The organism is Citrobacter sp. T1.2D-1 (assembly GCF_950098555.1).
Classification (GTDB): Bacteria; Pseudomonadota; Gammaproteobacteria; order Enterobacterales; family Enterobacteriaceae; genus Citrobacter_A; species Citrobacter_A telavivensis.
Genome location: NZ_CATNHH010000077.1, coordinates 127,964 through 152,089, shown reverse-complemented (window position 1 = coordinate 152,089; position 24,126 = coordinate 127,964). Strand labels below are relative to the sequence as shown.

Annotated in this window: 23 protein-coding genes; 12 read left to right on the top strand and 11 right to left on the bottom strand. The window is 55.0% G+C overall.

Annotated elements, in window-relative coordinates; all coding sequences use genetic code 11:
- Window positions 1-89 precede the first annotated feature (89 nt).
- The 3 genes from upp to QQZ17_RS24665 all read left to right on the top strand — a co-directional run bounded on the left by upp (window position 90) and on the right by QQZ17_RS24665 (window position 2,897).
- Window positions 90-716 carry a uracil phosphoribosyltransferase gene (gene upp / locus QQZ17_RS24675; protein WP_103775515.1) on the top strand — a complete coding sequence of 209 codons (627 nt, stop codon included), beginning with the start codon at window positions 90-92 and terminating at the stop codon, window positions 714-716.
- Window positions 717-811: 95 nt separating this feature from the next.
- Window positions 812-2,101, top strand: coding sequence for a uracil permease (gene uraA, locus QQZ17_RS24670; protein ID WP_046484976.1), 1,290 nt, complete (start codon window positions 812-814; stop codon window positions 2,099-2,101).
- Between the two features lie 94 nt (window positions 2,102-2,195).
- Window positions 2,196-2,897 carry a DnaA inactivator Hda gene (locus QQZ17_RS24665; protein WP_216631413.1) on the top strand — a complete coding sequence of 234 codons (702 nt, stop codon included), beginning with the start codon at window positions 2,196-2,198 and terminating at the stop codon, window positions 2,895-2,897.
- An 89-nt stretch (window positions 2,898-2,986) separates the two neighbouring features.
- On the opposite strand, the gene QQZ17_RS24660 is transcribed toward QQZ17_RS24665, so the two are convergent.
- From QQZ17_RS24660 to celB, 3 genes are read right to left on the bottom strand one after another with little or no spacing between them, the layout of a single operon-like run.
- Window positions 2,987-4,420 carry a leucyl aminopeptidase family protein gene (locus tag QQZ17_RS24660; protein ID WP_152402986.1) on the bottom strand — a complete coding sequence of 478 codons (1,434 nt, stop codon included), beginning with the start codon at window positions 4,418-4,420 and terminating at the stop codon, window positions 2,987-2,989.
- Window positions 4,420-5,376, bottom strand: coding sequence for a N(4)-(beta-N-acetylglucosaminyl)-L-asparaginase (locus QQZ17_RS24655; RefSeq protein ID WP_152402988.1), 957 nt, complete (start codon window positions 5,374-5,376; stop codon window positions 4,420-4,422). The genes QQZ17_RS24660 and QQZ17_RS24655 overlap by 1 nt, the downstream gene beginning before the upstream one ends.
- A gap of 3 nt (window positions 5,377-5,379) precedes the next feature.
- Complete coding sequence (gene celB / locus QQZ17_RS24650) at window positions 5,380-6,699, bottom strand: PTS cellobiose transporter subunit IIC (protein ID WP_152402991.1); 1,320 nt, start codon at window positions 6,697-6,699, stop codon at window positions 5,380-5,382.
- Between the two features lie 156 nt (window positions 6,700-6,855).
- Here celB and QQZ17_RS24645 point away from each other — a divergent pair, with 156 nt between their 5' ends.
- A complete protein-coding gene (locus QQZ17_RS24645) occupies window positions 6,856-7,701 on the top strand; it encodes a helix-turn-helix domain-containing protein (RefSeq protein ID WP_152402993.1) in 846 nt (281 codons plus the stop codon).
- Here the strand turns inward: QQZ17_RS24645 and arsC are convergent.
- The gene (gene arsC / locus QQZ17_RS24640) at window positions 7,698-8,057 is read right to left on the bottom strand and encodes an arsenate reductase (glutaredoxin) (RefSeq protein ID WP_094465615.1); all 360 of its coding nucleotides are present in this window, start codon (window positions 8,055-8,057) and stop codon (window positions 7,698-7,700) included. The two genes, QQZ17_RS24645 and arsC, sit on opposite strands and share 4 nt — an antisense overlap.
- 12 nt (window positions 8,058-8,069) lie before the next feature.
- The gene (gene bepA / locus QQZ17_RS24635; RefSeq protein WP_152402995.1) at window positions 8,070-9,533 is read right to left on the bottom strand and encodes a beta-barrel assembly-enhancing protease; all 1,464 of its coding nucleotides are present in this window, start codon (window positions 9,531-9,533) and stop codon (window positions 8,070-8,072) included.
- 222 nt (window positions 9,534-9,755) lie between these two features.
- On the opposite strand from bepA, the gene QQZ17_RS24630 reads away from it, so the two are divergent.
- The gene (locus QQZ17_RS24630) at window positions 9,756-10,820 is read left to right on the top strand and encodes an AI-2E family transporter (protein ID WP_152402997.1); all 1,065 of its coding nucleotides are present in this window, start codon (window positions 9,756-9,758) and stop codon (window positions 10,818-10,820) included.
- A 139-nt stretch (window positions 10,821-10,959) separates the two neighbouring features.
- On the opposite strand, the gene bcp is transcribed toward QQZ17_RS24630, so the two are convergent.
- Together bcp and QQZ17_RS24620 are read right to left on the bottom strand one after the other, a co-directional pair.
- A complete protein-coding gene (bcp, locus tag QQZ17_RS24625) occupies window positions 10,960-11,430 on the bottom strand; it encodes a thioredoxin-dependent thiol peroxidase (RefSeq protein ID WP_046484951.1) in 471 nt (156 codons plus the stop codon).
- A complete protein-coding gene (locus tag QQZ17_RS24620) occupies window positions 11,430-12,002 on the bottom strand; it encodes a glycine cleavage system transcriptional repressor (protein WP_199800599.1) in 573 nt (190 codons plus the stop codon). The genes bcp and QQZ17_RS24620 overlap by 1 nt, the downstream gene beginning before the upstream one ends.
- A 145-nt stretch (window positions 12,003-12,147) precedes the next feature.
- Here QQZ17_RS24620 and dapA point away from each other — a divergent pair, with 145 nt between their 5' ends.
- The 6 genes from dapA (at window position 12,148) to ypfH (ending at window position 18,691) form a co-directional block, all read left to right on the top strand.
- Window positions 12,148-13,026, top strand: coding sequence for a 4-hydroxy-tetrahydrodipicolinate synthase (gene dapA / locus QQZ17_RS24615; protein ID WP_042317631.1), 879 nt, complete (start codon window positions 12,148-12,150; stop codon window positions 13,024-13,026).
- Window positions 13,027-13,042: 16 nt separating this feature from the next.
- Entirely contained in the window at window positions 13,043-14,077 is a 1,035-nt protein-coding gene (gene bamC, locus QQZ17_RS24610; protein WP_042317632.1) for an outer membrane protein assembly factor BamC, read from the top strand.
- A gap of 112 nt (window positions 14,078-14,189) precedes the next feature.
- The gene (gene purC / locus QQZ17_RS24605) at window positions 14,190-14,903 is read left to right on the top strand and encodes a phosphoribosylaminoimidazolesuccinocarboxamide synthase (protein ID WP_152403001.1); all 714 of its coding nucleotides are present in this window, start codon (window positions 14,190-14,192) and stop codon (window positions 14,901-14,903) included.
- A gap of 125 nt (window positions 14,904-15,028) precedes the next feature.
- Window positions 15,029-15,895: a KPN_02809 family neutral zinc metallopeptidase gene (gene ypfJ / locus QQZ17_RS24600; protein WP_152403003.1), complete on the top strand. Its 867-nt coding sequence runs from the start codon at window positions 15,029-15,031 to the stop codon at window positions 15,893-15,895.
- A gap of 14 nt (window positions 15,896-15,909) precedes the next feature.
- Window positions 15,910-17,919, top strand: coding sequence for a tRNA(Met) cytidine acetyltransferase TmcA (locus QQZ17_RS24595; protein WP_152403005.1), 2,010 nt, complete (start codon window positions 15,910-15,912; stop codon window positions 17,917-17,919).
- A 73-nt stretch (window positions 17,920-17,992) separates the two neighbouring features.
- A complete protein-coding gene (gene ypfH, locus QQZ17_RS24590) occupies window positions 17,993-18,691 on the top strand; it encodes an esterase (protein ID WP_152403007.1) in 699 nt (232 codons plus the stop codon).
- Window positions 18,692-18,727: 36 nt separating this feature from the next.
- On the opposite strand, the gene QQZ17_RS24585 is transcribed toward ypfH, so the two are convergent.
- Genes QQZ17_RS24585 through QQZ17_RS24575 form a run of 3 tightly spaced genes read right to left on the bottom strand, consistent with a single transcriptional unit; the run spans window position 18,728 to window position 20,442 of the window.
- Window positions 18,728-18,928, bottom strand: coding sequence for a YpfN family protein (locus tag QQZ17_RS24585; protein ID WP_012906607.1), 201 nt, complete (start codon window positions 18,926-18,928; stop codon window positions 18,728-18,730).
- 26 nt (window positions 18,929-18,954) lie between these two features.
- On the bottom strand, window positions 18,955-20,082 hold the full coding sequence (dapE, locus tag QQZ17_RS24580; RefSeq protein WP_152403009.1) for a succinyl-diaminopimelate desuccinylase: 1,128 nt from the start codon (window positions 20,080-20,082) through the stop codon (window positions 18,955-18,957).
- Between the two features lie 3 nt (window positions 20,083-20,085).
- Entirely contained in the window at window positions 20,086-20,442 is a 357-nt protein-coding gene (locus tag QQZ17_RS24575) for an ArsC family reductase (protein ID WP_061074938.1), read from the bottom strand.
- Window positions 20,443-20,831: 389 nt separating this feature from the next.
- Here QQZ17_RS24575 and ypfM point away from each other — a divergent pair, with 389 nt between their 5' ends.
- Entirely contained in the window at window positions 20,832-20,891 is a 60-nt protein-coding gene (ypfM, locus tag QQZ17_RS24570) for a protein YpfM (RefSeq protein WP_001386977.1), read from the top strand.
- Window positions 20,892-20,984: 93 nt separating this feature from the next.
- Here the strand turns inward: ypfM and acrD are convergent, their stop codons facing one another.
- The gene (gene acrD / locus QQZ17_RS24565; protein WP_284554207.1) at window positions 20,985-24,098 is read right to left on the bottom strand and encodes a multidrug efflux RND transporter permease AcrD; all 3,114 of its coding nucleotides are present in this window, start codon (window positions 24,096-24,098) and stop codon (window positions 20,985-20,987) included.
- Window positions 24,099-24,126 lie beyond the last annotated feature (28 nt).

Sequence of the window (24,126 nt, the reverse complement as noted above, 5' to 3'; positions counted from 1 at the left end):
TGCATACGTTATGTTGCGCCAGAGAGGAAAAGCGGTATAATCCGGCGATTTTTTTGTGGTTGCCACTCGTCTGAGGAAAGGAGAAGAGTATGAAGATCGTGGAAGTCAAACACCCACTCGTCAAACACAAGCTGGGTCTGATGCGTGAGAACGATATCAGCACCAAACGCTTTCGTGAACTCGCCTCGGAAGTAGGCAGTCTGCTGACCTACGAAGCGACTGCGGGCCTGGAAACTGAAAAAGTGACCATTGAAGGCTGGAATGGTCCGGTCGAAGTGGATCAAATCAAAGGCAAAAAAATTACCGTCGTGCCTATCCTGCGCGCAGGCCTGGGGATGATGGACGGCGTGCTGGAAAACGTGCCAAGCGCGCGTATCAGCGTGGTCGGCATGTACCGTAACGAAGAGACGCTGGAGCCGGTCCCGTATTTCCAGAAGCTGGTTTCTAACATTGACGAGCGCATGGCGCTGATCGTCGACCCGATGCTGGCGACCGGGGGGTCCGTTATCGCAACCATCGATCTGCTGAAAAAAGCGGGCTGCAGCAGCATTAAAGTGCTGGTGCTGGTGGCGGCACCGGAAGGCATCGCCGCGCTGGAAAAAGCGCATCCGGATGTGGAACTGTACACCGCATCGATCGACCAGGGCTTAAACGAGCACGGATACATTATTCCGGGGCTTGGTGATGCCGGCGATAAGATTTTTGGTACCAAGTAAGTGAATAATGACTAAATAGCCGACTTTAAGAGTCGGCTTTTTTTTGAATAAAACAACTCAACAGCTAATGACCATCACACTCAGAGGAAAACACTATGACGCGCCGTGCTATCGGGGTGAGTGAAAGACCGCCGCTTTTACAGACAATCCCGCTTAGTTTGCAACACCTGTTCGCCATGTTTGGCGCAACCGTGCTGGTGCCAGTTCTGTTTCATATTAACCCGGCCACCGTTCTGTTATTCAACGGGATCGGGACATTGCTGTATCTCTTTATCTGTAAAGGAAAAATCCCGGCCTATTTAGGCTCAAGCTTCGCCTTTATCTCACCGGTTTTGCTGTTGCTGCCGTTGGGATATGAAGTGGCGCTGGGCGGCTTCATCATGTGTGGCGTGCTGTTCTGCCTGGTGTCTTTCATTGTGAAGAAAGCCGGTACCGGCTGGCTGGACGTTATGTTTCCTCCTGCGGCAATGGGCGCAATCGTTGCCGTCATCGGTCTGGAACTGGCAGGCGTTGCCGCCGGAATGGCCGGACTGCTGCCTGCGGAAGGACAAACTGCGGACTCAAAGACCATCATTATCTCGATGGTGACGTTGGCGGTTACCGTGTTCGGCTCGGTGCTGTTCCGCGGTTTCCTCGCGATCATCCCTATCCTGATTGGGGTACTGGCAGGTTATGCGTTGTCATTTGCGATGGGCGTGGTCGATACCACACCGATTGCCGAGGCGCACTGGTTTGCACTGCCGACCTTCTACACTCCTCGCTTTGAGTGGTTCGCTATTCTGACCATTCTGCCTGCGGCGCTGGTGGTGATTGCCGAACACGTTGGTCACCTGGTGGTGACAGCGAATATCGTCAAAAAGGATCTGGTTCGCGATCCGGGCCTGCATCGCTCGATGTTTGCTAACGGTCTGTCGACGGTGATTTCCGGCTTCTTTGGCTCCACGCCGAACACCACTTACGGTGAGAACATTGGCGTAATGGCGATCACGCGTGTTTACAGCACCTGGGTGATCGGCGGTGCGGCGATTTTTGCCATTCTGCTCTCCTGCGTCGGCAAACTGGCGGCGGCTATCCAGATAATCCCACTGCCGGTTATGGGCGGGGTGTCATTGCTGTTGTACGGAGTGATCGGCGCGTCCGGTATTCGCGTGCTGATTGAATCGAAAGTGGATTACAACAAAGCGCAGAACCTGATCCTGACCTCCGTTATCCTGATAATCGGCGTCAGCGGGGCGAAGGTACACATTGGTGCGGCGGAGCTGAAAGGGATGGCGCTGGCGACAATCGTTGGGATCGCGCTGAGCCTGATCTTCAAGCTGATCTCTGTCCTGCGCCCGGAAGAAGTGGTGCTGGACGCGGAAGATGCGGATACGCCGCAACAGTAACATGGGATCCGGGCAGTGATGCTGCCCGGTTCTAACACGACAGAATTCTGTGATAAACTCATCGCGATTGAATGAAATCTGGATTGAGGTCTCTCTGAACACACCGGCACAGCTCTCTTTGCCACTTTATCTTCCTGACGACGAAACTTTCTCAAGTTTCTGGCCGGGGGATAACGCCTCTTTACTGGCTGCACTGCAAAACGTGCTGCGCCAGGATCATAGCGGATACATCTATCTCTGGTCGCGTGAAGGCGCGGGCCGTAGTCATTTACTGCACGCCGCGTGCGCTGAACTGTCTCAGCGTGGTGATGCGGTGGGCTATGTGCCGCTGGACAAACGCACCTGGTTTGTCCCGGAAGTGCTCGACGGGATGGAACATCTTTCATTAGTCTGCATCGACAATATCGAATGCGTCGCCGGGGACGAACTGTGGGAGATGGCCATTTTTGATCTCTACAATCGCATTCTGGAATCTGGAAAAACGCGGTTGCTGATCACCGGCGATCGTCCGCCGCGTCAGTTAAACCTCGGTCTGCCCGATCTGGCCTCGCGTCTGGACTGGGGACAAATCTACAAGCTACAACCTCTGTCGGATGAAGACAAACTGCAGGCGCTGCAGTTGCGCGCGCGGCTGCGTGGATTTGAACTCCCGGAAGACGTGGGACGCTTCTTGCTCAAGCGACTCGACAGGGAAATGCGCACGCTGTTTATAACGCTCGATCAGCTTGATCATGCGTCCATCACCGCGCAGCGCAAATTAACCATCCCGTTCGTGAAAGAGATCCTGAAGCTGTAGCCGGAATACAAGGTTACGTATCACAGTAGGCCTGATAAGCGTAGCGCCATCAGGCATCCGCTGCCGAACAAACGCCGTAACGCCGGGGTTTACTTCTCAACTGCCAGCTCGTTAAACAAATGCTGCATCAGCAGTGGAATGGGCCTGCCCGACGCCACGCTTTTCCCTCCTTCGCGCCACAACGCCGTACCGCTGACGTCGAGATGCGCCCACGGGATAGTTGCCGGACAAAAATGATGCAACAGCCAGGCCGCTGACGCGCTGATCGCGGCATTGTTCGTGGGCGTATTACAGAGATCGGCAATCGCGCTTTCGGTTTGTTTCTGCAAGCGCGCGTCCAGTGGCAAAGACCAGACTTCATCGCCACATTTTTTCCCTGCCCGGGTGAGATTATCCCGTAGCGACTCATCCTGTGTCATCAGCCCGCTCAGTTCGTATCCCAGTGCTTTCACTACCGCGCCGGTTAAGGTCGCCATATCGATGATATAACGCGCCTGCGGATGGCGTTGGCTGGTCCAGGCGATGGCGTCAGCGAGCACCAGTCGCCCTTCGGCATCGGTATTATTAATCTCCACCGTCATACCGTTGCAGGCGCGCGCCACATTGCCCGGTTGCATCGCATTCGGCCCGATGGCATTTTCAGCCAGCGCCAGTACGCCCATCATGCGCACCGGCAAATTTAACTCTGCTGCGCTAAGCAGCAGACCCAACACATTTGCCGCGCCGCACATATCGTATTTCATGGTGTACATGCCTGCGCCTTCTTTCAGCCAAAGTCCTCCTGTATCGAAGGTGATGCCTTTTCCGACATAGCAGCGGACAGGGCCGTCGGCTGCGCCATCGTAATGAATGGCAACCAGACGCGGGGGGCATGCCGCGCCTTTGCCAACCGCATGTAACAATCCGAGGCCCTGCTCAACAATCTGCTGCTCATTCAGCACTTCGCAACGCAGAGTGGGGAAGGCGGCGCAAAGCGCTTGCGCCTGGTCGGCGACAAACTGTGGCGTACAGCAGTCGGATGGGATGTCGGCAAGACGGCGGGCGGCGACCATTCCGTTGGCAATGGCCTGCTGTTGACGAAAAATTATCTCTAATGCTTCCTGCTGCCCGGGTAAACAAAGCGCGTCGATGTGGGAGAGTCGCACCGTCGCGTTGTCTGCTGTTTTCAGCTGTAGATCATTCAGGCGATAAACCTGATTGAACAGAAAACGCAGAACCTGAAGCAGCACGGCTTCGTGAATGTCGCGGATATCAATAATCACGCGGGCACTGGCCGGCGTGGCGAACAGTGGACGCAGGGCCTTCAGTAAACCGTCAGTCAGGTTGTCCTGCCACAGCGCTGGCGGAATAAGGGTAATACGTTTGAAGGGGGCGCAGCCGAAACAGGCGTCCGCTATGTTACCCGTTGCACGCATTTCGTTTATCAGCGTGCTGTCCGGTAACGGTTGGCTTGTGGACGGAGCAATCAGGTGCGCGTTGGGTTGCGCCTCTGAAAGGGAATGAATCAACTGATAGGTAATCATTATTCTTCCTCTATTGGCGCACGGATCCGTGCCGCATAGGCCTGCATCCAGGCCTCATCGACAGGCTGGTAGTGGGTCTTTTCGTGTCGACGTTCAGCGAGATAAACGGTGAGCGGCTGGCTGGCTGTGGCAACGGTAAACGTGAAGGTTTTGATATTGGTCGCCGCGCCAAACTCTCCCCGGTTGTTCATACAAACGACAGACAAATCGCCCACCCGACCAAAGCGGGACATCAGGTTGTCCTCAAGTTCAAAAACCACCGAGTCCGCTGCCTGCTGCGGCGTCATGCCTTGCGCCATACGGCGAACGATCTCGTAACTGGTGCAGCCCTTCATCAGGTCTTCGCCGACGCCCGTGGCGGTTGCAGCGCCGATTTGACTATCACAGTAGAAACCGGAGCCAATAATCGGTGAGTCCCCCAGACGACCGCGTTTTTTCATAAACAGACCGCTGGTGGAGGTCGCCACGCTCATCGAACCGTGTGCGTCCAGCCCGATGATTCCGACGGTATCGTGGCCGTCATAAGGACTCAGCCCCTTATCCAGCGTTTCGCGACAGCGTTTGCGATAGTGCTGGATGGCGCGATCGGTAAGCATGGTTTTTTCAGCAAACCCCTGGCTAAGCGCCCATTCGCGAGCACCCTCGCCAACAAGCAGGCTGTTATAGCGCTGGCGGCTCAGGGCGTGCGCTACGCGTACCGGATTCGCGATGTCCACGAGATTTCCCACGGCGCCGAACGCCAGCGTGTCGCCATCCATAAATGCGGCATCCAGTTCCACCTCACCATTTTCTGTTGGCAGCCCGCCGTAGCCAACGGACTTGTACAATGGGAAGTCCTCAACAGCGGCAACGGCATCCACCACCGCGCGGGCAGTCGGTTGTCCTGCAGACAGCGCAGAAGCGGCCTCCGTAACGCCTTCAAGCGCCATTCGCCAGGTGGCGATAATTCCCCACATGTTTTACTCCTGTTTAACGGGTGTGCTCTCGTTTTGTGTCAGTGTGGCGATTTCCGCCGCGCGGTATTGTTTATCGACAATGCGCATGAAGGGCAGATAGAGCATTGCGCCAATCAGTAAATTAATGATTTGCATGACGCTGCCGCTGAGATGGCCTGTGACGATAAAACCACTGATAACCGGCGGCAGTGTCCACGGGATGAACACCCCGGTAGTGACGGCGACAGCCCCGATTTTCATTGCGACGTACTGGATGGTGACTAATACCAGAGGCACCAGGTTGAACGGGATAAGCATGATAGGGTTCATGATAACCGGCAGACCGAACAGAATGGGTTCATTAATATTGAAAATCGATGCGCCGGCCCCCAGTCGGGCTACTTCCCGCATATTTTTACTGCGAGCAAAAATCAGCATCGCGATGACCAGCGATAAGGTTGCGCCAGCCCCGCCCATCCAGATCATGTCAAAAAACTGCTCGGTGATAATATGCGGCGGCGTAACGCCCGCCTGAATTGCGGCGATGTTATCCGTTTGGTTCTCCATCCACAATGGACGAATAATGCCATTGATCATCGACCCGGAGTTGATGCCCACCGACCATAAAATGGTGATGCTGAATACGGTCATCAACGCGCCAAAATAAGAGGTGCCATAGTGGCGAACCGGCGTTGCAACCACGTCGTAGATAAACCGGTGAATGGTCTGGTAGTGAGTATTTTCAAACAGGATGCGAATGACCAGCACCAGGATCATCACTAACAGGGCCGGGATCAGCGCGGCGAACGATTCCTGTACGGCAGGCGGAACCCCTTCGGGCATCTTGATGACCAGCTTTTTGCGTTTCAGCCAGCAGAACAATTCCGTCCACAGCAATGAGCCAATCATCGCAACGAACAGCCCTTTAGTGCCGATCCACTCCACAGGTATCACGGTGATACCGCCGTTATCCGCAACTTTGATAAACGGGGTGAGGATCAAAAAGCTGACCAGCGCCAGAATGCCGCAGGAGATACGGTCTTCAGCGTAGTGTTCCGCCAGACGGTAGGCAACCAGGAAACTGATAAACAGTGACATTGTTGAGAACACCGCGTTGAACGGGATCTCAATAATGCTGCTCCAGCTTTCGCCAAACGCGCCAGACATAAATTGCTGATAGGTCTGGTTCGGAAAAGAGGAGATAACCAACAGAATGGAGCCGACGATAATAAACGGCATAAAGGAAACATAGGCACCGCGGATCGCACCCAGGTGACGCTGCTGCGCCGTTTTGGCCGCAAGCGGCATCAGTTTTGCTTCAAGAAATCCCAGAACATTGTTCATTGTGAACTCCGTACAAGATCGGCTGAGGGTAGTTGTGTTATGCCAATGGATTATCAGTGAAGGATGCTGGTCGAAAGGTGAGTCTGGTCACAATGTGTTCGCTACATAAATGTAAATCTCATATGATTAGTTATCTTTGCGAAAAAGGATTTGGCGATGGAAATAAAACTACATGCCAATGCCACCACCACACCGCGTATCCGACGTTATCTGCAGCAGTCGGATAAAAGCGACAGGGCGCTGGCCGCTGAGCTGGGGATTTCGGTCACTACGGTCAGACGCTGGCGTCAACGTGAGCAGACTGCCGATCGGCAAACCACCCCGAAAGTGATACATAAAGCGATGAGACAGGAACAAATTGCGCTGGTTAACGGACTGCGGGATGCCACCGGCGCGCCGTTAGATGAACTTCTGTTGCTGGTCAATGAGGGACTGGGAATTCGCGTCTCTCGTGCGACGCTAAATCGTTATCTTAAACCGGCGATGGTGCAGCGTCAGGGGGCGTGTTTGCAGGGAAAAAAAGCACTGAAGGCCGGGCAGTTCCCTCATTTGCTTGAGGTACGCCATCTCCCGCTGTCATTGCATATGGAGGATGGCGGGGAGCATCATCTGCTCTGGGCTCGCGAACCGGTGAGCGGCTGGTGTTATGCGCGTTTGTATGCGGGGATTTCGCCGCATCTGGTCATGAAATGGCTGGATGCGCTACTGGCGGCCTGTCCTGTTGATATACAATCTATTGAGACTTTCATTACTGACGCGAATTGCGTTGGGCTGGAACAGAGGCTGATAGCGCGGGGGATAACGCACAAAATAAACCGGAACGTGCAGAATGCTGTCCAGGTCAATCTTCCGCTGGCGGCGATCGTTCCACGGGTAAAGGATGTATCGGCCAGCCGGCTGCTGATAGAGATTAGCGAAAGTTACAATACTGGCAAGGCGCAAAAAAAACTGGGGGAGATGACGCCGCAGGCTTTTCTTGAAGCGCTACGGCGTAGTGATTAGCCGATAATGTCCAGTACCTGCTCCGGCGGACGGCCGATGCGCGCCTGGCCGTTCGCAACGACAATGGGGCGCTCCATCAGTTTCGGGTTTTCCACCATTGCCTGAATCAGTTCCTCTTCGCTCAGGCTGCTGTCTGCCAGGTTGAGTGATGCGTAGAGATCTTCTTTCCGGCGCATCAGTTCCCGGGCGCTGGACATACCCAACATCTTCAACAGCTGACGCAGCGTTGCGGCATCTGCGGGCGTTTCCAGGTAAAGCACCACTTCCGGTTCCACCCCGTGCGATTGCAGCAGATTCAGCGTTTCGCGGCTCTTTGAGCAACGCGGGTTATGGTAGATTTTTACGGCCTTTGACATGGTGAGTCCTTATTACATTTTCGTGTACGGCTTAAAGCGTTCCTGCAACTGGCGTAACTGGTCGATGCGTGCATCGTAACGTGCCTGCTGTTGGCTACCCAGTTTCACCTGCGAACTGGCACTGCTCAGTAACGAAATGGCCTGATCGAGACGGCCCGCCAGCGCATACCCTTCCGCACGGGCGGCCAGTTCCTGATCGCGGTTAAACAGCGCCGCTTCCGCCTGCGCCAGCAGATCCCAGCCGTTGGCGTCGTCTTTGTTAGTAAACGTATAGCGGTTGAGGATGGTCGCCGCTTCTTGTGGCTGACCGCCCTGCAGCAGGGCGTTTGCAAGGTTGAGTTGCAGGACCGGGTTGACGCGCAAATCACGCGCCTTTTTCAGTCGGGCAATGGCGTCGTTGGTTTTCTTCTGTCCGAGGTCGATATCGGTTGCCAGATCCAGATACCAGGCGTTATTCGGTTCTGCAGACAGCAGCGGTTGCAGCGCTTTGCGAGCGTCGTCGTATTTACTGGCTTCCATCGCCTGTAACGCACGACCATACTGCGCCGCGCGCTGTTGTCGGACATTCCCTTTTGCCCACTCGTCCAGCATGTCGCTGGTCAGTTGGTTGCGCCCGGAATTATACATTCCCAGCGTTCGCGCTTTCGCCAGGTAGAAATCTTCAGAGGATTGCACGACCACCGGACGCATCTGGTTTGCGCGGTTGCGGGTATCCGAGAGACGGCTTTCTGGCAGGGGGTGGGTCAGCAAAATTTCAGGCGGACGAGAGGAGTAACGCGCCTGGTCGAGCAGTTTTTCCAGGAAGGTTGGCATTGCCTGAGGATCGAATCCGGAACGTTGTAAGACTTGAATGCCGATACGGTCGGCTTCCTGTTCGTTCTGCTGGGTAAAACTGATCATCCCCTGACGACTTCCCGCCAGCGTACCGGTGAGTGCGGCCATCCCGGCCTGTGGGTTAGCCATCGCTAACAGAATGGAGCCTAGTGCGCCAACCCAGGTCAGCGGTGCGTTGCGTTTCTGATCTTCCATAGCGCGCGCCAGGTGGCGCTGGGTGACGTGTGAGATTTCGTGCGCCATGACGGAGGCGAGCTGACTTTCGTTGTCGGAATAGCGAAACAGCGCGGAGTGCAGCACGACGTTACCGCCAAAAAAAGCAAAGGCGTTGATTTCATCGTTATTGATCAAAAAGAAATGGAAGGGCGTCTTAACCGAATCGGCGTGTGAAACCAGACGCATACCTAAGCTATTAATGTACTGAACCAGTAGCGGATCGTTAATCAGCGGCGCGCTGCCGCGCAACTGGCGTACATAATAATCTCCCATCTGCATTTCCTGCCCGATGGAGAGCGTGCTGGCCGCCGAGGTTCCCATGTCCGGCAGGTTGTCCGCAGAGTCTGCGAACGCGGGAGCCACCTGACCCAGGGTCAGCGCGGCAATGAGGGTCGCCACCAGGTTTTTCTTGAACTGCCTGAACATAACCTCTGTCCTGTTTTCTTTGAGATAGTCATTTGACCGATGCCGGGCTGTATCGTTCCGTTTAGCCGACACAGGCAGTGTAACGGCGAAATTTGTCGATGAATACCCTGCACAAATGACTTTTCAGTTTCCAGAATCAGCAATAAAAAGCGAAGTCTTTTTTGTGACATTTCGATACAATTCGGGATCGCAATCCCGCTATTGAGGTTCAGGGAAGGTTTTATGCTCGAAATGTTGATGCAATGGTATCGCCGTCGCTTTAGCGACCCCGAGGCGATTGCCTTGCTGGTTATTCTGGTCGCCGGGTTTGGCATTCTTTTCTTTTTTAGCGGATTACTGGCGCCGCTGCTGGTCGCCATTGTGCTGGCTTATCTGCTGGAATGGCCAACGGTGCGTCTCGAAGCCATCGGCTGCTCGCGCCGCTGGGCGACCTCTCTTGTGCTGATTGTATTTGTCGGCATTCTATTGCTCATGGCCTTTGTGGTGATGCCAGTGGCATGGCAACAGGGGATCTTACTGATTCGCGACATGCCTGGCATGTTGAATAAACTGTCGGATTTTGCCGCCACCCTGCCGCGTCGTTATCCGGCCTTAATGGATGCGGGCATCATCGATGCCATGGCGGAAAACATGCGCACTCGCATGCTGACAATGGGCGATTCGGTGGTGAAGTATTCGCTGGCCTCTCTGGTCGGCTTGCTGACCCTGGCAGTTTATCTGGTGCTGGTGCCGCTAATGGTGTTCTTCCTCGTTAAAGACAAAGATCAGATGCTAAACGCCGTGCGTCGCGTGCTGCCGCGCAATCGCGGTCTGGCAGGACAGGTCTGGAAGGAGATGAACCAGCAAATTACCAACTATATTCGCGGTAAAGTGCTGGAGATGATGGTGGTGGGCGTAGCGACCTGGCTTGGTTTCCTGCTGTTTGGCCTGAACTACTCGCTGCTGCTGGCTGTGTTGGTAGGGTTTTCTGTGCTCATTCCCTATATCGGCGCTTTTGTGGTGACCATCCCAGTGGTTGGCGTGGCGCTGTTCCAGTTTGGTCTGGGGACCGAATTCTGGAGTTGTTTCGCCGTCTATTTGATTATCCAGGCGCTGGACGGCAACCTGCTGGTGCCGGTGCTGTTTTCTGAAGCGGTGAATCTGCATCCGCTGGTGATTATCCTGTCGGTAGTGATCTTTGGCGGACTGTGGGGATTTTGGGGGGTTTTCTTCGCTATTCCGTTGGCGACTCTCATCAAGGCCGTTGTCCATGCCTGGCCGGATGCGCAGGTTGTTGACGAGTCGTAATGCGCTCCGGGCGAAAGATAAGCGGATGGTGCGAGATAAAAAGGCGTGCGTAAAAAGGACGTTTGAACAGGCAGCAAATTACCCGGCCTACACACTGTAGGCCGGACAGAACGTTAGCCGTCATCCGGCAGCGCGAAAATCAGGCGTTTTCTTTCAGCCAGTTCAGCACCACATCGTGGTGATTGCTGGTTTTAAAATCATCGAAAACGTGTTCAACCTTGCCGTTCGCGTCAATCAGGAAGCTGATGCGATGGATCCCGTCATAGGTTTTCCCCATAAAGGATTTCTCGCCCCAGACGCCAAACTGCTCGCAGACCTGATGATCCTCGTCGGACAGCAGGGTAAAGTTAAGCAGCTCTTTTTCGGCAAAACGGGAAAGCTTTTCAGGTTTATCCGTGCTGATACCCAGCACGTCCACACCCGCTTTTTTCAGCTCATCCATGTTATCTCGCAGGCCACAGGCCTGAACGGTACAGCCTGGCGTCATGGCTTTCGGATAGAAATAGACCAGCACACGCTGTCCCTGGAAGTCGGTCAAATTTACTTGTTCCCCGTCTTGATCCGGCAAGCTAAATTTCGGTGCGATGTCACCGGCTTTCAGTGGATTCATTACTTAACTCCATCCTGTTCATCATGTTGTGAATAATTAACAACGTTAATACTGCCTTGTGCATTGAGTTCTGTACATAGTGCTTTGAAGGCCTGCTCAATATTTGCAGCATCATCTGACGCCGGACTGTGGGCGGTAATCTGGATGTATAACTGCGCCACCTTATCATTTTCAGCAGGTTGCGTGCGCGAAACCAGTTCCGCGATGTTCATACGATGGTTATCGAACAGGGCCGTAAATCGTTCAATTAAATGTGGCGAATCCGGCACATCGACCTGTACCCATACCGTTGCCGGCATTGGCGGGCGGGGATGCGCCGTCGTACGTTTCATCACAATCAGTAAATCCAGCTCTGCACCTTTCAACGGCAGGGTCGATTCGATCAGGGTGATGGCATTCCAGGTACCCGACAGCAGCATGATAAACGTAAACTCATCGCCCAACATGGCCAGGCGACTGTCTTCGATATTACAGCCGCAACTGCTGACATGGCGGGTGATCGTGTTCACAATTCCCGGGCGATCGGCACCCAGCGCAGTAATAACCAGGTAATGTTGCGATGAAGGTGTCAAACCTGTTCTTCCTTTGAGAGGTGGGGTAATCATAAGGAAAGCATAAAAAAAACCTGCATACAACAATCAGAAGGGCTCTCGTCGCTTGCTTTTATTGTCGTACCAAACGTAACATTGAGACACTTGTTTGCACAGAGGATGGCCCATGTTCACGGGAAGTATTGTCGCGCTTGTTACACCGATGGATGAAAAAGGTAATGTCTGCCGGTCAAGCCTGAAAAAACTGATTGATTATCATGTCGCCAGCGGCACCTCGGCGATCGTTTCTGTTGGCACCACCGGTGAGTCTGCCACGCTTAGTCATGACGAACATGGCGACGTGGTGATGATGACGCTGGAGCTGGCTGATGGACGTATCCCGGTGATTGCCGGAACGGGCGCAAACGCGACCGCAGAAGCCATTAGTCTGACGCAGCGTTTCAATGACAGCGGGATTGTCGGCTGTCTGACGGTGACGCCTTACTACAACCGTCCGACTCAGGAAGGTCTGTTCCAGCATTTCAAAGCCATCGCTGAACATACTGACCTGCCACAAATTCTGTATAATGTGCCATCCCGTACCGGTTGCGATATGCTGCCGGAAACCGTTGGCCGTCTGGCGGAATTAAAAAATATTGTCGCAATTAAAGAGGCGACAGGGAACTTAAGTCGGGTTCACCAGATCAAAGAGCTGGTTTCAGATGATTTTCTGCTGCTCAGCGGCGATGACGCGACCGCGATGGATTTTATGCAGTTAGGCGGTCATGGCGTGATCTCCGTGACGTCTAACGTTGCGGCGCGTGACATGGCGGAAATGTGCAAACTGGCAGCAGAAGGGCACTTTGCCGAGGCGCGTGCCATTAACCAGCGTCTGATGCCGTTACATAACAAACTGTTTGTCGAACCCAACCCTATCCCAGTGAAATGGGCATGTAAGGCGTTGGGCCTTGTGGCGACCGATACGCTGCGCTTGCCGATGACACCGATCACGGACAATGGTCGTGAAATTGTCAAAGCGGCGCTCAAGCATGCCGGTTTGCTGTAAAGTTTAGGGAGATTTGATGGCTTACTCAGTACAAAAGTCGCGCCTGGCCAGGGTTGCGGGTGTTTCGCTTGTTTTGCTGCTCGCGGCCTGTAGTTCTGACTCGCGCTATAAGCGCCAGGTGAGTGGTGATGAATCCTATCTGGAAGCCGCACCGCTTGCTGAACTTCATGCGCCTGCCGGTATGATTTTGCCGGTGACCACGAGCGACTACAACATTCCGGTCACCAACGGCAGTGGTGCGGTAGGAAAAGCGCTGGATATCCGTCCGCCGGCACAGCCGCTGGCGCTGGTCTCCGGGGCCCGGACCCAGTTTGCGGGCGATACTGCAACGCTGCTGGTGGAGAATGGGCGTGGAAATACGCTGTGGCCGCAGGTGGTCAGCGTGATTCAGTCTAAAAACTACACGATTGAAAAACGTGATGATGCCAGCCAGACGCTGACGACAGGTTGGATTGACTGGAACCGTCTGGACGAAGACGAGCAGTATCGTGGTCGTTATCAAATCTCGGTTAAACCGCAGGGCTATCAGCAGGCGGTGATGGTGAAACTGGTGAACCTTGAGCAGGCTGGTAAACCTGTTGCGGACGCCGCTTCACTGCAGCGTTACAGCACTGAGATGATGAACGTGATTTCTGCGGGGCTCGATAAGACCGCGACAGATGCCGCGAATGCCGCGCAGAACCGTTCTACCGCTACGATGGACGTGCAGAGCGCCGCCGATGACACCGGTTTACCGATGCTGGTGGTGCGTGGTCCGTTCAACGCCGTTTGGCAGCGCCTCCCGGCAGTACTGGAGAAAGTCGGTATGAAAGTGACCGACAGCACGCGTTCGCAGGGGAGCCTGGCAGTAACCTACAAACCGCTGTCCGACAGCGGCTGGCAGGAACTGGGCGCTCGCGATCCTGGGCTCTCTTCCGGTGACTACAAACTGCAGGTCGGTGATTTAGATAACCGCAGCAGCTTGCAGTTTATCGATCCGAAGGGGCATACCCTGACGCAGAGCCAGAACGACGCGCTGGTTGCTATCTTCCAGGCAGCGTTTAGCAAGTAAAAAAACAGGGCTGGAGAAATCCGGCCCTTTTTATTTCCGTGCTACGCAAACGTGTGCGTGGCATAATATTCCCCGTTTTGAATACAAATGATCACACCCAGGAGTAATGAAGATGCAAAAGCAAGCTGAGTTGTATCGTGGTAAAGCGAAGACCGTATACAGCACGGAAAACCCGGACCTGTTGGTGCTCGAATTCCGCAATGATACGTCAGCAGGGGATGGCGCACGCATTGAGCAGTTTGATCGTAAAGGCATGGTAAATAATAAGTTTAATTATTTCATCATGACCAAACTGGCCGAAGCGGGTATCCCGACGCAGATGGAGCGACTGCTTTCCGATACCGAATGTCTGGTGAAAAAGCTGGATATGGTGCCGGTCGAGTGCGTGGTGCGTAACCGTGCGGCAGGCTCTCTGGTTAAACGTCTGGGTATTGAAGAGGGCATCGAACTGAATCCGCCGTTATTCGACCTGTTCCTGAAAAACGATGCAATGCATGACCCGATGGTCAACGATTCCTACTGCGAAACCTTTGGTTGGGTGAGCAAAGAGAATCTGGCACGAATGAAAGAGCTGACCTATAAAGCGAATGACGTGCTGAAAAAACTGTTCGATGATGCGGGGCTGATCCTCGTCGACTTCAAACTGGAGTTCGGTCTGTACAAAGGTGAAGTGGTTCTCGGTGATGAATTCTCTCCGGACGGCAGCCGTCTGTGGGATAAAGAGACCCTCGAAAAAATGGACAAAGACCGTTTCCGTCAGAGCCTGGGTGGCCTGATTGAAGCCTATGAAACCGTCGCACGTCGTCTGGGTGTGAATCTCGACTAACTCGCCTTTCGGGCCGGGGAACATTCTCCGGCCTGCTCTGCGCACTTCAATCGCGCTTTCCTGTGGTAATCTTGCGCTGAACCGCCTACGATCATCATCATAACGAATATATTGTTGAGGTGAGTATGCGCTGGCAAGGGCGTCGTGAAAGTGACAATGTGGAAGACAGGCGCAGCAACTCGGGTGGCGGTCCTTCTCTGGGCGGGCCAGGGTTTCGTCTGCCGAGCGGCAAAGGCGGGATTATTCTGCTCATCGTCGTGCTGGTTGCCGGGTATTACGGTGTCGATTTAACGGGACTGATGACGGGACAACCGGTCTCACCGCAGCAGTCTTCGCGTTCCATTAGCCCGAATGAAGACGAAGCGGCAAAATTTACCTCGGTGATTCTGGCGACAACGGAAGACTCCTGGGGTCAACAGTTTGAAAAAATGGGCCGCACCTACCAACCGCCAAAACTCGTGATGTACCGTGGGGCGACGCGTACCGGTTGCGGTACCGGACAATCCATTATGGGGCCGTTTTACTGCCCGGCGGATGGCACGGTCTATATCGATCTCTCCTTCTACGATGACATGAAAGAAAAACTGGGCGCGGAGGGGGATTTCGCTCAGGGCTATGTGATTGCTCACGAAGTGGGACATCACGTCCAGAAACTGCTGGGCATCGAACCGAAAGTACGTCAGATGCAGCAGAACGCCTCGCAGGCGGAAGTCAACCAACTCTCTGTGCGTATGGAACTGCAGGCGGACTGCTTTGCTGGCGTCTGGGGTAACAGTATGCAGCAGCAGGGCGTTCTGGAGTCTGGCGATCTGGAAGAGGCGCTGAATGCCGCCGAAGCGATTGGTGACGATCGTCTCCAGCAGCAAAGTCAGGGCCGCGTCGTTCCGGACAGTTTCACCCATGGAACGTCAGAGCAGCGCTATAGCTGGTTTAAGCGCGGTTTTGATAGCGGCAACCCGGCGCAATGTAATACCTTTGGCAAAGGTTTTTAACTTCTGAGGCAGGGATGTCTGGTTATACCGCGCTGAATGCGTTAACCGCACAAATGACCCGGGAGGGGATTCGTCGTCTGCTGGTGCTGAGCGGCGAGGCGTCCTGGTGTCATGAACAGGCGCAGCGCCTGCGTAACACATTACCCGGCGACTGGCTATGGGTTTCCCCTGGTGCGTCCGCTGAACCCTGCTGCACGCCGCTGGCGCTGCAAACGCTCCTGGGGCGCGAATTCCGCCATGCCATCTTCGATGCGCTGGCAGGGTTTGATGCGGCGGCCTTTGCCGCGTTAAGCGGAACGCTGCGAGCGGGCAGTTGGCTGGTGCTACTTGCGCCGCCACTGGCGCGCTGGCATCACTGCCCTGATACGGATTCGCTGCGCTGGAGCGACTGCGCGCAACCTATTGCGACCCCCCATTTTATCGATCACATCCGTCGACTCATTGCGGCGGATGAGCAGACGCTGTGCTGGCAGCAGTCTCAGCCGTTTTGTGTACCACATTTTCCTGAACGTCCCCACTGGCAGTCCGCAACCGGTGCGCCGCTGCCTGAACAGGCGGCTATTCTGGCGCAGTTGTTACAGATGCCCGAAGGGATCGCCACGGTCACCGCCGCGCGTGGGCGCGGTAAATCGGCGCTGGCGGGGCAGTTGATTTCGCGCATCAAGGGCAGCGCTATCGTGACCGCGCCGGCAAAAGCGGCAACGGACGTGCTGGCTCAGTTTGCCGGCGACAACTTCTGCTTTATGGCACCGGATGCGCTGCTGAGTACGGAGGTGCGCGCCGACTGGTTGGTGGTAGACGAAGCCGCGGCGATCCCCGCGCCGCTCCTTCTGCGCCTTGTTTCCCGTTTCCCGCGCACCCTGTTGACCACAACGGTACAGGGCTACGAAGGTACCGGACGCGGCTTTTTGTTGAAGTTCTGCGCCCGCTTTCCAAAACTACAGCGTTATGAACTCCGGCAACCCGTTCGCTGGGCGCAGGGCTGCCCGCTGGAGAAATGGGTCAGCGACGCGCTGGTTTTTGATGATGACCGTTTTGCGGCCACGCCGCAGGGCAGCATTACGATTGCCCCTTTCGAACAGGACGCCTGGCGTACAAGGCCGGAAATGCCTCTGGCGGTCTATCGACTGCTTTCCGGGGCGCATTACCGCACCTCTCCACTGGATCTACGCCGAATGATGGATGCGCCGGGCCAGCATTTTTTCAACGCCGCCTGTGATGGGCAAATCGTCGGGGCGCTTTGGCTGGTTGAGGAAGGCGGCCTTGCTCCCGAACTCAGCCAGGCCGTCTGGGCGGGATTTCGGCGACCTCGGGGGAATCTCGTCGCGCAGTCGCTGGCGGCGCACGGCGGCGATCCGCTGGCGGCGACCTTGACTGGTCGTCGGATCAGCCGCATCGCCGTCCATCCGGGACGTCAGCGCGAGGGTATTGGACAACAGCTGATCGCGCAGGCTCATGCGGCAAACTGTGACTACCTTTCCGTTAGTTTTGGCTATACGCCTGAGCTGTGGCGCTTCTGGCAGCGCTGCGGTTTCATCCTGGTGCGCGTAGGGAATCACAAGGAGGCCAGCAGCGGCTGCTATACCTCAATGGCACTCCTGCCGCTAAACGCGGCGGGAAGACGTCTGGCTGAATATGAGCATCACCGCTTACGTCGCGATGCCGACATTCTTGCGCGGTGGAATGGGGAGGCGATTCCGGTTGAGCCGTTGAAAACGACTACGCTTAATGAAGATGACTGGCTGACGCTGGCGGGGTTTGCCTTCGCACATCGTCCGTTGTTGACCTCGCTTGGCGGTTTGAGCCGCCTGCTGGCGACCAGCACGCTGCCGTTACCGGCGCTGCGGGGCAGCCTGCAAGCGCGGCTTAGCGATGCAGATCTCTGTCTGACGTTGCGCCTTTCAGGGCGTAAAGCACTGCTGAAGCGTCAGCGAGAAGAGGCGACGCAGGCGTTAACCGCGCTGGACCCCGAGCGGACCGATCATGACCGTAATCGCATTCTGCAATGGCAATTTTTTCACTAACTCCTTCAATTTTCTGGCATGGTCATTGCGATTGAGCAGCGTAGAATTAACGGCATCAGTTAAGGAGACCGCCATGAAACATGACCATTTTGTTGTTCAAAGTCCGACCCAACCTGCTCAACAGCTGTTGCTGCTGTTTCATGGCGTGGGCGATAACCCCGTCGCAATGGGTGAGATCGGTTCGTGGTTTGCCCCTCTCTTCCCGGACGCGCTGGTGGTCAGCATCGGTGGCGTTGAGCCGAGCGGTCCGGCATCCGGGCGTCAGTGGTTTTCAGTGCAAGGGGTGACGGAAGAGAATCGCCAGGCGCGGATTGACGCGATCATGCCGGTATTTATCGAAACGGTGCGCTACTGGCAAAAACAGAGTGGCGTAGGGGCTAATGCCACGGCGCTGATTGGTTTCTCTCAGGGGGCAATTATGGCGCTGGAGAGCATCAAAGCCGAGCCGGGCCTTGCCTCGCGGGTGATTGCGTTTAACGGACGCTATGCCAGCCTGCCGGAAACCGCGTCGACCGCCACCACTTTCCATCTGATCCACGGTGGTGAAGATCGGGTGATTGAACTTTCGCATGCGGTGGCCGCTCAGGACGCGCTGTTAAGTGTAGGTGGAGATGTCACGCTGGATATCGTGGAAGACCTCGGTCACGCGATAGACGACCGTAGCATGCAGTTTGCCCTCGATCATTTGCGCTATACCGTGCCGAAGCACTACTTTGATGAAGCGCTCAGCGGCGGTACGCCAAATGATGATGACGTGATTGAGATGATCTAAAAGACAAGGCCGGAAGGGATCCCTTCCGGCCTTTGGTTATTTCTTCGGTTGGTCTTTCTTCGGCCAATCGTCGTCGTCATCCCACTTATCGTTAAAGTCACGATGCGGAGGAAGTTCCGGCTTATTGGCGAGGAATTTTTTGTGGTCGACGCGTTTGAGATCCTTGATCACGTTCAGCAGCACACCTACCAAAAACACCAGCACCAGAATCCACCAATATTTTGCCAACCAGTCCATGCGCGTTACCTCTTGCAGGAACCTCGTCAGGCGACGAGTTGTTCCATAATACGTTGATACATACGGGCAAGTAGCTGCAGGTCGGCGGCGTTCACGCATTCATTGATTTTATGAATCGTGGCATTCACCGGACCCAGCTCCACGACCTGTGCTCCCATGCGAGCGATAAACCGTCCATCAGACGTACCGCCCGTGGTCAGCAACTGCGGTTTAATTTCATTATAGTGCTCGATGGCGTTCACGACGGCATCCACCAGCTTCCCGCGATCGGTCAGGAACGGCTGACCGGAGAGCCACCAGTCTACCGTATAGCGCAACTGATGTTTTTCGAGCAGCGCGTGCACCCGCGCTTTGATCATCTCATCGGTCAGTTCGGTACTGAAACGGAAGTTGAACTGCACGAACAGTTCCCCGGGGATGACGTTATTGCTACCGGTGCCAGCCTGGACGTTGGCAATCTGCATGCTGGTGGCCGGGAAAAATTCATTGCCCTGATCCCACTCAATGCTTACCAGTTCATTAAGCATCGGCGCGGCGCGGTGTACCGGGTTATCCGCCAGATGCGGATAGGCGACATGCCCCTGCACGCCATGAATGGTCAGGTTGCAGGTCAGTGAGCCGCGACGACCGTTCTTCACCACGTCACCAACCACTTCGGTGCTTGAGGGTTCGCCGACCAGACAGTAATCCAGGCGCTCATTACGCGCCATCAGCGCGTCGACAACCTTGACGGTGCCGTTTTTTGCGCTGGCCTCTTCATCTGAGGTGATCAGAAACGCCAGACGTCCTTTGTGGTTTGGGTGCTGAGCGACAAAGCGCTCTGCCGCCACCACCATGGCCGCCAGCGAACCTTTCATATCCGCCGCGCCGCGACCGAACAACATCCCGTCGCGAATAGTTGGCTCAAAAGGCGGGTTGATCCAGCGATCGGCATCGCCCGCAGGCACAACGTCGGTGTGACCGGCAAACGCCAGCGTCTCACCCTGTCCGCGCCATGCCCAAAAATTCTGAGTATCGGCAAAATCCATACGCTCAACGGTAAAACCGATCGCGCGCAGGCGTTCAATCATCAACGCCTGACATCCCGCATCATCTGGGCTCAGGGAAGGGCGGCGAATAAGCTGCTGTGTCAGCTCAATAACCGGGCACGACATAGACTACACCTCGTCAAAAAACTGCTGATAACTGGATTCACTAAAACCCAGCAGCATAGGCTTCCCGGGCGCGCAGAGCAATGGGCGTTTGATGATTGCCGGCATTTCAGTCATTAATGCGGCGGCAGACGCTGCATCTGTGATGTGACTGCGCGTGGTTTCGTCCAGCTTGCGCCACGTTGTTCCACGGGTGTTGAGAAGCGACTCCCAACCTAATTCATTGATAAATGAAGTGAGAAGTGTGTTGTCCAGACCATCGACACGATAATCGTGAAAACGGTAGTCAATGCCACGCGCTTCCAGCCAACGGCGGGCCTTTTTAATGGTGTCGCAATTTTTAATACCGTAGAGGGTAATCATTTGCATCCTTATTAACGTAAATTGACTATATAGTCATCAATATCGTTACGTCCGATAATACATTTTGTCATTTAATCGTGATCGGTAAATATAACATTGTTGAAGTAATGTGAATAATAATTCCTGAATCCGGGGAGATTTACGGCTTAATCAAAATTCGGAATTTCCCACTTGCAGCCACCTGTTTTTTAATCAAAATTGAAGGAGTACCAGATAACGTATGATTGTGTCGAATTATTGCTGTATGTCACATAAAATTTATGGGTAGCGCGCCATAGTGATGACATTACCCCACACCCCGGAGGATGTAATCACAGCAATTGGTTAATTTGTCTTCACCAGGAGATAATATTTTTGTAGAATGCCCATAATAAAAAGCAGAGGTTGTTATGATTGAACGCGAACTGGGGAACTGGAAAGATTTTATTGAAGTGATGCTTCGCAAATAAATTTCTGGAAGGATGACCAAATAACAGAACATACCGTGTGAGATTCATCACACAGAAAGGGCGACCCGTTGGCAGGTCGCCTTTTTTTATCGCTTATTCCTGGCGCGGTTTCAATGGGAAACGGCGACGGACCAGGACGAAGAACAGTGGCACAAAATAGATAGCCAGCACCGTTGCCGAGATCATCCCGCCCATGACGCCCGTCCCGACGGCGTGTTGACCGCCGGAACCTGCCCCGTTGCTGATAGCCATCGGCAGCACGCCGAAGATAAACGCCAGCGAGGTCATCAGGATCGGACGTAAGCGCTGCCGACAGGCGTGCAGCGTCGCATCCAGAAGATCGTGTCCTTTCTCGTTCATCTCATTGGCAAATTCAACAATCAGAATGGCGTTTTTGGCGGAGAGACCAATGACCGTCAGTAGCCCGACCTGGAAATAGACATCGTTTTCCAGACCGCGGATCCAGGTAGCGAGCAGCGCACCAATGACCCCCAGCGGCACCACCAGCATAACCGAGAACGGTACCGACCAGCTTTCATACAGCGCGGCCAGGCACAGGAATACCACCAGCAGAGAAATGGCATACAGGGCCGGTGCCTGCGCCCCGGAGAGCCGCTCCTGGTATGACATGGCAGTCCATTCCAGACCAAATCCGGTTGGCAACTGACGCACCAGCGACTCCATCACATCCATCGCCGTCCCGGTGCTCACACCGGGCGCAGCTTCACCGACAATCTCGATGGCAGAATAGCCGTTGTAGCGCTCCAGGCGCGGAGAACCGGTCTCCCAGCGTGAGGTGGCGAAGGCAGAGAAAGGCACCATGCCGCCGCTGTTATTGCGCACGTACCACAGGTTGATATCGTCTGGCAGCATGCGGTATTTCGCAGCAGCCTGGACGTAAACCTTCTTCACGCGGCCGCGATCCATAAAGTCGTTGACGTAGCTCGACCCCCAGGCGGTCTGCAACGTATCGTTGATATCGTCAATGGATACGCCCAGCGCCTGGGCTTTGCGCTGGTCGACATCAATTTGCAACTGTGGGCTGTCGTCCAGACCGTTGTGGCGCACACGGGTCAGGGCGCTATCCTGCGACGCCAGACGAATCAACTGGTCGCGTGCGGCCATTAAGGCGTCATGACCGGCACCGGCGTGATCCTGCAGTTCCATGTCAAAGCCTGCGGAACTGCCGAGACCGCTGATGGCTGGCGGGCTGCTGGCGAATACGCGCGCCTCTTTGATTTTGTTAAAAGCCTTCGTCGCACGTTCGATAATGGCAAACGAGGTGCCGGTGGTGGAGTCGCGTTCGCCCCAGTCTTTCAGGCGTACGAACATACGCGCCACGTTCTGACCGTTGCCACCCGGCCCGGAACCGACTGTCGCAAACACGGACTGGACATTATCTTTTTCGTGGGTGGAGTAATATTTCTCGACTTCCTGCACCACTTTTAAGGTTTGCTGCTGCGTAGAGCCACTCGGCAACTGAATCGACGTGGTAAACATGCCGCGGTCTTCCAGCGGCAGGAACGAGGTTGGCAGACGCAGGAACAGAACCACCATCGCGCCAAGCAGCAACACATAGATCAGGATCCAGCGCAGGCTGCGATGCAGAATTTTGGCTACGCCTTTCTCGTAACGCTCGGCGTTACGGTTGAAGGTGCGGTTAAACCAGCCGAAGAAACCGGTTTGCCCGTGATGCTCGCCTTTGTGCAGCGGTTTAAGCAAGGTGGCGCACAGGGCAGGGGTGAGGATCATCGCCACCAGAACGGAAAGCACCATTGCCGCCACAATGGTAATGGAGAACTGACGATAGATTGCCCCGGTGGTCCCGCCAAAGAAGGCCATCGGCACAAAGACGGCTGACAGCACCATCGCGATACCGACCAGCGCGCCCTGAATTTGTCCCATCGATTTTCGCGTTGCCTCGCGCGGCGTGAGACCTTCCTCACTCATAATACGCTCGACGTTTTCCACTACCACGATGGCGTCATCCACCAGCAGACCGATCGCCAGTACCATCGCAAACATGGTCAGGGTGTTGATGCTGTAACCGAAGGCATAGAGCACCGAGAAGGTGCCCATCAGCACCACCGGTACGGCAATCGTCGGGATCAATGTGGCGCGGAAATTTTGCAGGAACAGGTACATCACGAGGAATACCAGCGCGATGGCTTCCAGCAACGTTTTCACCACGTCTTCAATGGAGGCTTTAACGAAAGAGGTGGTTTCATAGGCCACCTTGTACTCCAGACCGTGCGGGAAGTATTGCGCCAGCTCATCAAGGCGCTTAATCACCTGCGTCGCGGTGGACATTTCGTTGGCTCCCGACGCCAGTTTAACCCCAAGCCCGGACGCCGCATTGCCATTGAAGCGGCTGAGATAGTCATACTTCTCAGCCCCCATTTCGACGGTGGCGACATCGCCCAGGGTCACTTCTGAACCATCCTGATTGACGCGCAGCGTAATGGCGCGAAACTGTTCCGGCGTTTGCAGCAGCGACTGGGCGTTAATGGTGGCGTTCAGCGCCTGGGTATCAATGGAAGGGGTTCCACCTAACTGTCCGACGGCGATCTGCGCGTTTTGCGACTCAATGGCGTCAGTGACATCTTTCGCGGTCATCTGGAAACTGTTGAGCCTGGCCGGATCCAGCCAGATGCGCATGGAATATTGCGAGCCGTAGGCATCGATATCGCCGACGCCGTTCACCCGGCTGAGTGGATCCTGAATATTACTGGCAACGTAGTCCGCAATATCCTGCTTATCCATCGAACCGTCAGTGGAGACAAAGGCAATCGTCAGGATGTTGGTATCCCCGGTCTTACGTACCGTCACGCCCTGGTTCTGTACCGCCTGCGGCAGTTTACGCATCGCTGACTGCAGCTGATTCTGGACCTGCTGTACGGCTTCATCCGGATCGGTGCCGGCAACGAAGCTCAGCGTCACCGACGCTTGTCCGGTACCGCTGCTTTGCGATGACATGTACATCAGATTATCGAGGCCGGTCATGTTCTGTTCAATGACCTGGGTGACGGTGTTTTCCAGCGTTTGCGCGGAGGCGCCGGGATAGTTCGCGGTGATGCGCACGTTTGGCGGCGCCAGATCCGGATATTGTTCCACCGGCAACGAGAAAATAGCCAGGGTACCTGTCAGACACAACAGGATAGCCAGCACCCAGGCAAATATGGGGCGATCGATAAAGAAATTCGCCATCAGAAAGAGGACCTCATTATTCTACATA

What these genes read in the sequence shown, in the direction of transcription:
- upp (WP_103775515.1), top strand. Translation starts at nt 90, where the DNA reads ATGAAGATCGTGGAAGTCAAACACCCACTCGTCAAACACAAGCTGGGT.
- uraA (WP_046484976.1), top strand. Translation starts at nt 812, where the DNA reads ATGACGCGCCGTGCTATCGGGGTGAGTGAAAGACCGCCGCTTTTACAG.
- QQZ17_RS24660 (WP_152402986.1), bottom strand. Translation starts at nt 4,420, where the DNA reads ATGATTACCTATCAGTTGATTCATTCCCTTTCAGAGGCGCAACCCAAC.
- QQZ17_RS24655 (WP_152402988.1), bottom strand. Translation starts at nt 5,376, where the DNA reads ATGTGGGGAATTATCGCCACCTGGCGAATGGCGCTTGAAGGCGTTACG.
- celB (WP_152402991.1), bottom strand. Translation starts at nt 6,699, where the DNA reads ATGAACAATGTTCTGGGATTTCTTGAAGCAAAACTGATGCCGCTTGCG.
- QQZ17_RS24645 (WP_152402993.1), top strand. Translation starts at nt 6,856, where the DNA reads ATGGAAATAAAACTACATGCCAATGCCACCACCACACCGCGTATCCGA.
- arsC (WP_094465615.1), bottom strand. Translation starts at nt 8,057, where the DNA reads ATGTCAAAGGCCGTAAAAATCTACCATAACCCGCGTTGCTCAAAGAGC.
- bepA (WP_152402995.1), bottom strand. Translation starts at nt 9,533, where the DNA reads ATGTTCAGGCAGTTCAAGAAAAACCTGGTGGCGACCCTCATTGCCGCG.
- QQZ17_RS24630 (WP_152402997.1), top strand. Translation starts at nt 9,756, where the DNA reads ATGCTCGAAATGTTGATGCAATGGTATCGCCGTCGCTTTAGCGACCCC.
- bcp (WP_046484951.1), bottom strand. Translation starts at nt 11,430, where the DNA reads ATGAATCCACTGAAAGCCGGTGACATCGCACCGAAATTTAGCTTGCCG.
- dapA (WP_042317631.1), top strand. Translation starts at nt 12,148, where the DNA reads ATGTTCACGGGAAGTATTGTCGCGCTTGTTACACCGATGGATGAAAAA.
- bamC (WP_042317632.1), top strand. Translation starts at nt 13,043, where the DNA reads ATGGCTTACTCAGTACAAAAGTCGCGCCTGGCCAGGGTTGCGGGTGTT.
- purC (WP_152403001.1), top strand. Translation starts at nt 14,190, where the DNA reads ATGCAAAAGCAAGCTGAGTTGTATCGTGGTAAAGCGAAGACCGTATAC.
- ypfJ (WP_152403003.1), top strand. Translation starts at nt 15,029, where the DNA reads ATGCGCTGGCAAGGGCGTCGTGAAAGTGACAATGTGGAAGACAGGCGC.
- QQZ17_RS24595 (WP_152403005.1), top strand. Translation starts at nt 15,910, where the DNA reads ATGTCTGGTTATACCGCGCTGAATGCGTTAACCGCACAAATGACCCGG.
- ypfH (WP_152403007.1), top strand. Translation starts at nt 17,993, where the DNA reads ATGAAACATGACCATTTTGTTGTTCAAAGTCCGACCCAACCTGCTCAA.
- QQZ17_RS24585 (WP_012906607.1), bottom strand. Translation starts at nt 18,928, where the DNA reads ATGGACTGGTTGGCAAAATATTGGTGGATTCTGGTGCTGGTGTTTTTG.
- dapE (WP_152403009.1), bottom strand. Translation starts at nt 20,082, where the DNA reads ATGTCGTGCCCGGTTATTGAGCTGACACAGCAGCTTATTCGCCGCCCT.
- QQZ17_RS24575 (WP_061074938.1), bottom strand. Translation starts at nt 20,442, where the DNA reads ATGATTACCCTCTACGGTATTAAAAATTGCGACACCATTAAAAAGGCC.
- acrD (WP_284554207.1), bottom strand. Translation starts at nt 24,098, where the DNA reads ATGGCGAATTTCTTTATCGATCGCCCCATATTTGCCTGGGTGCTGGCT.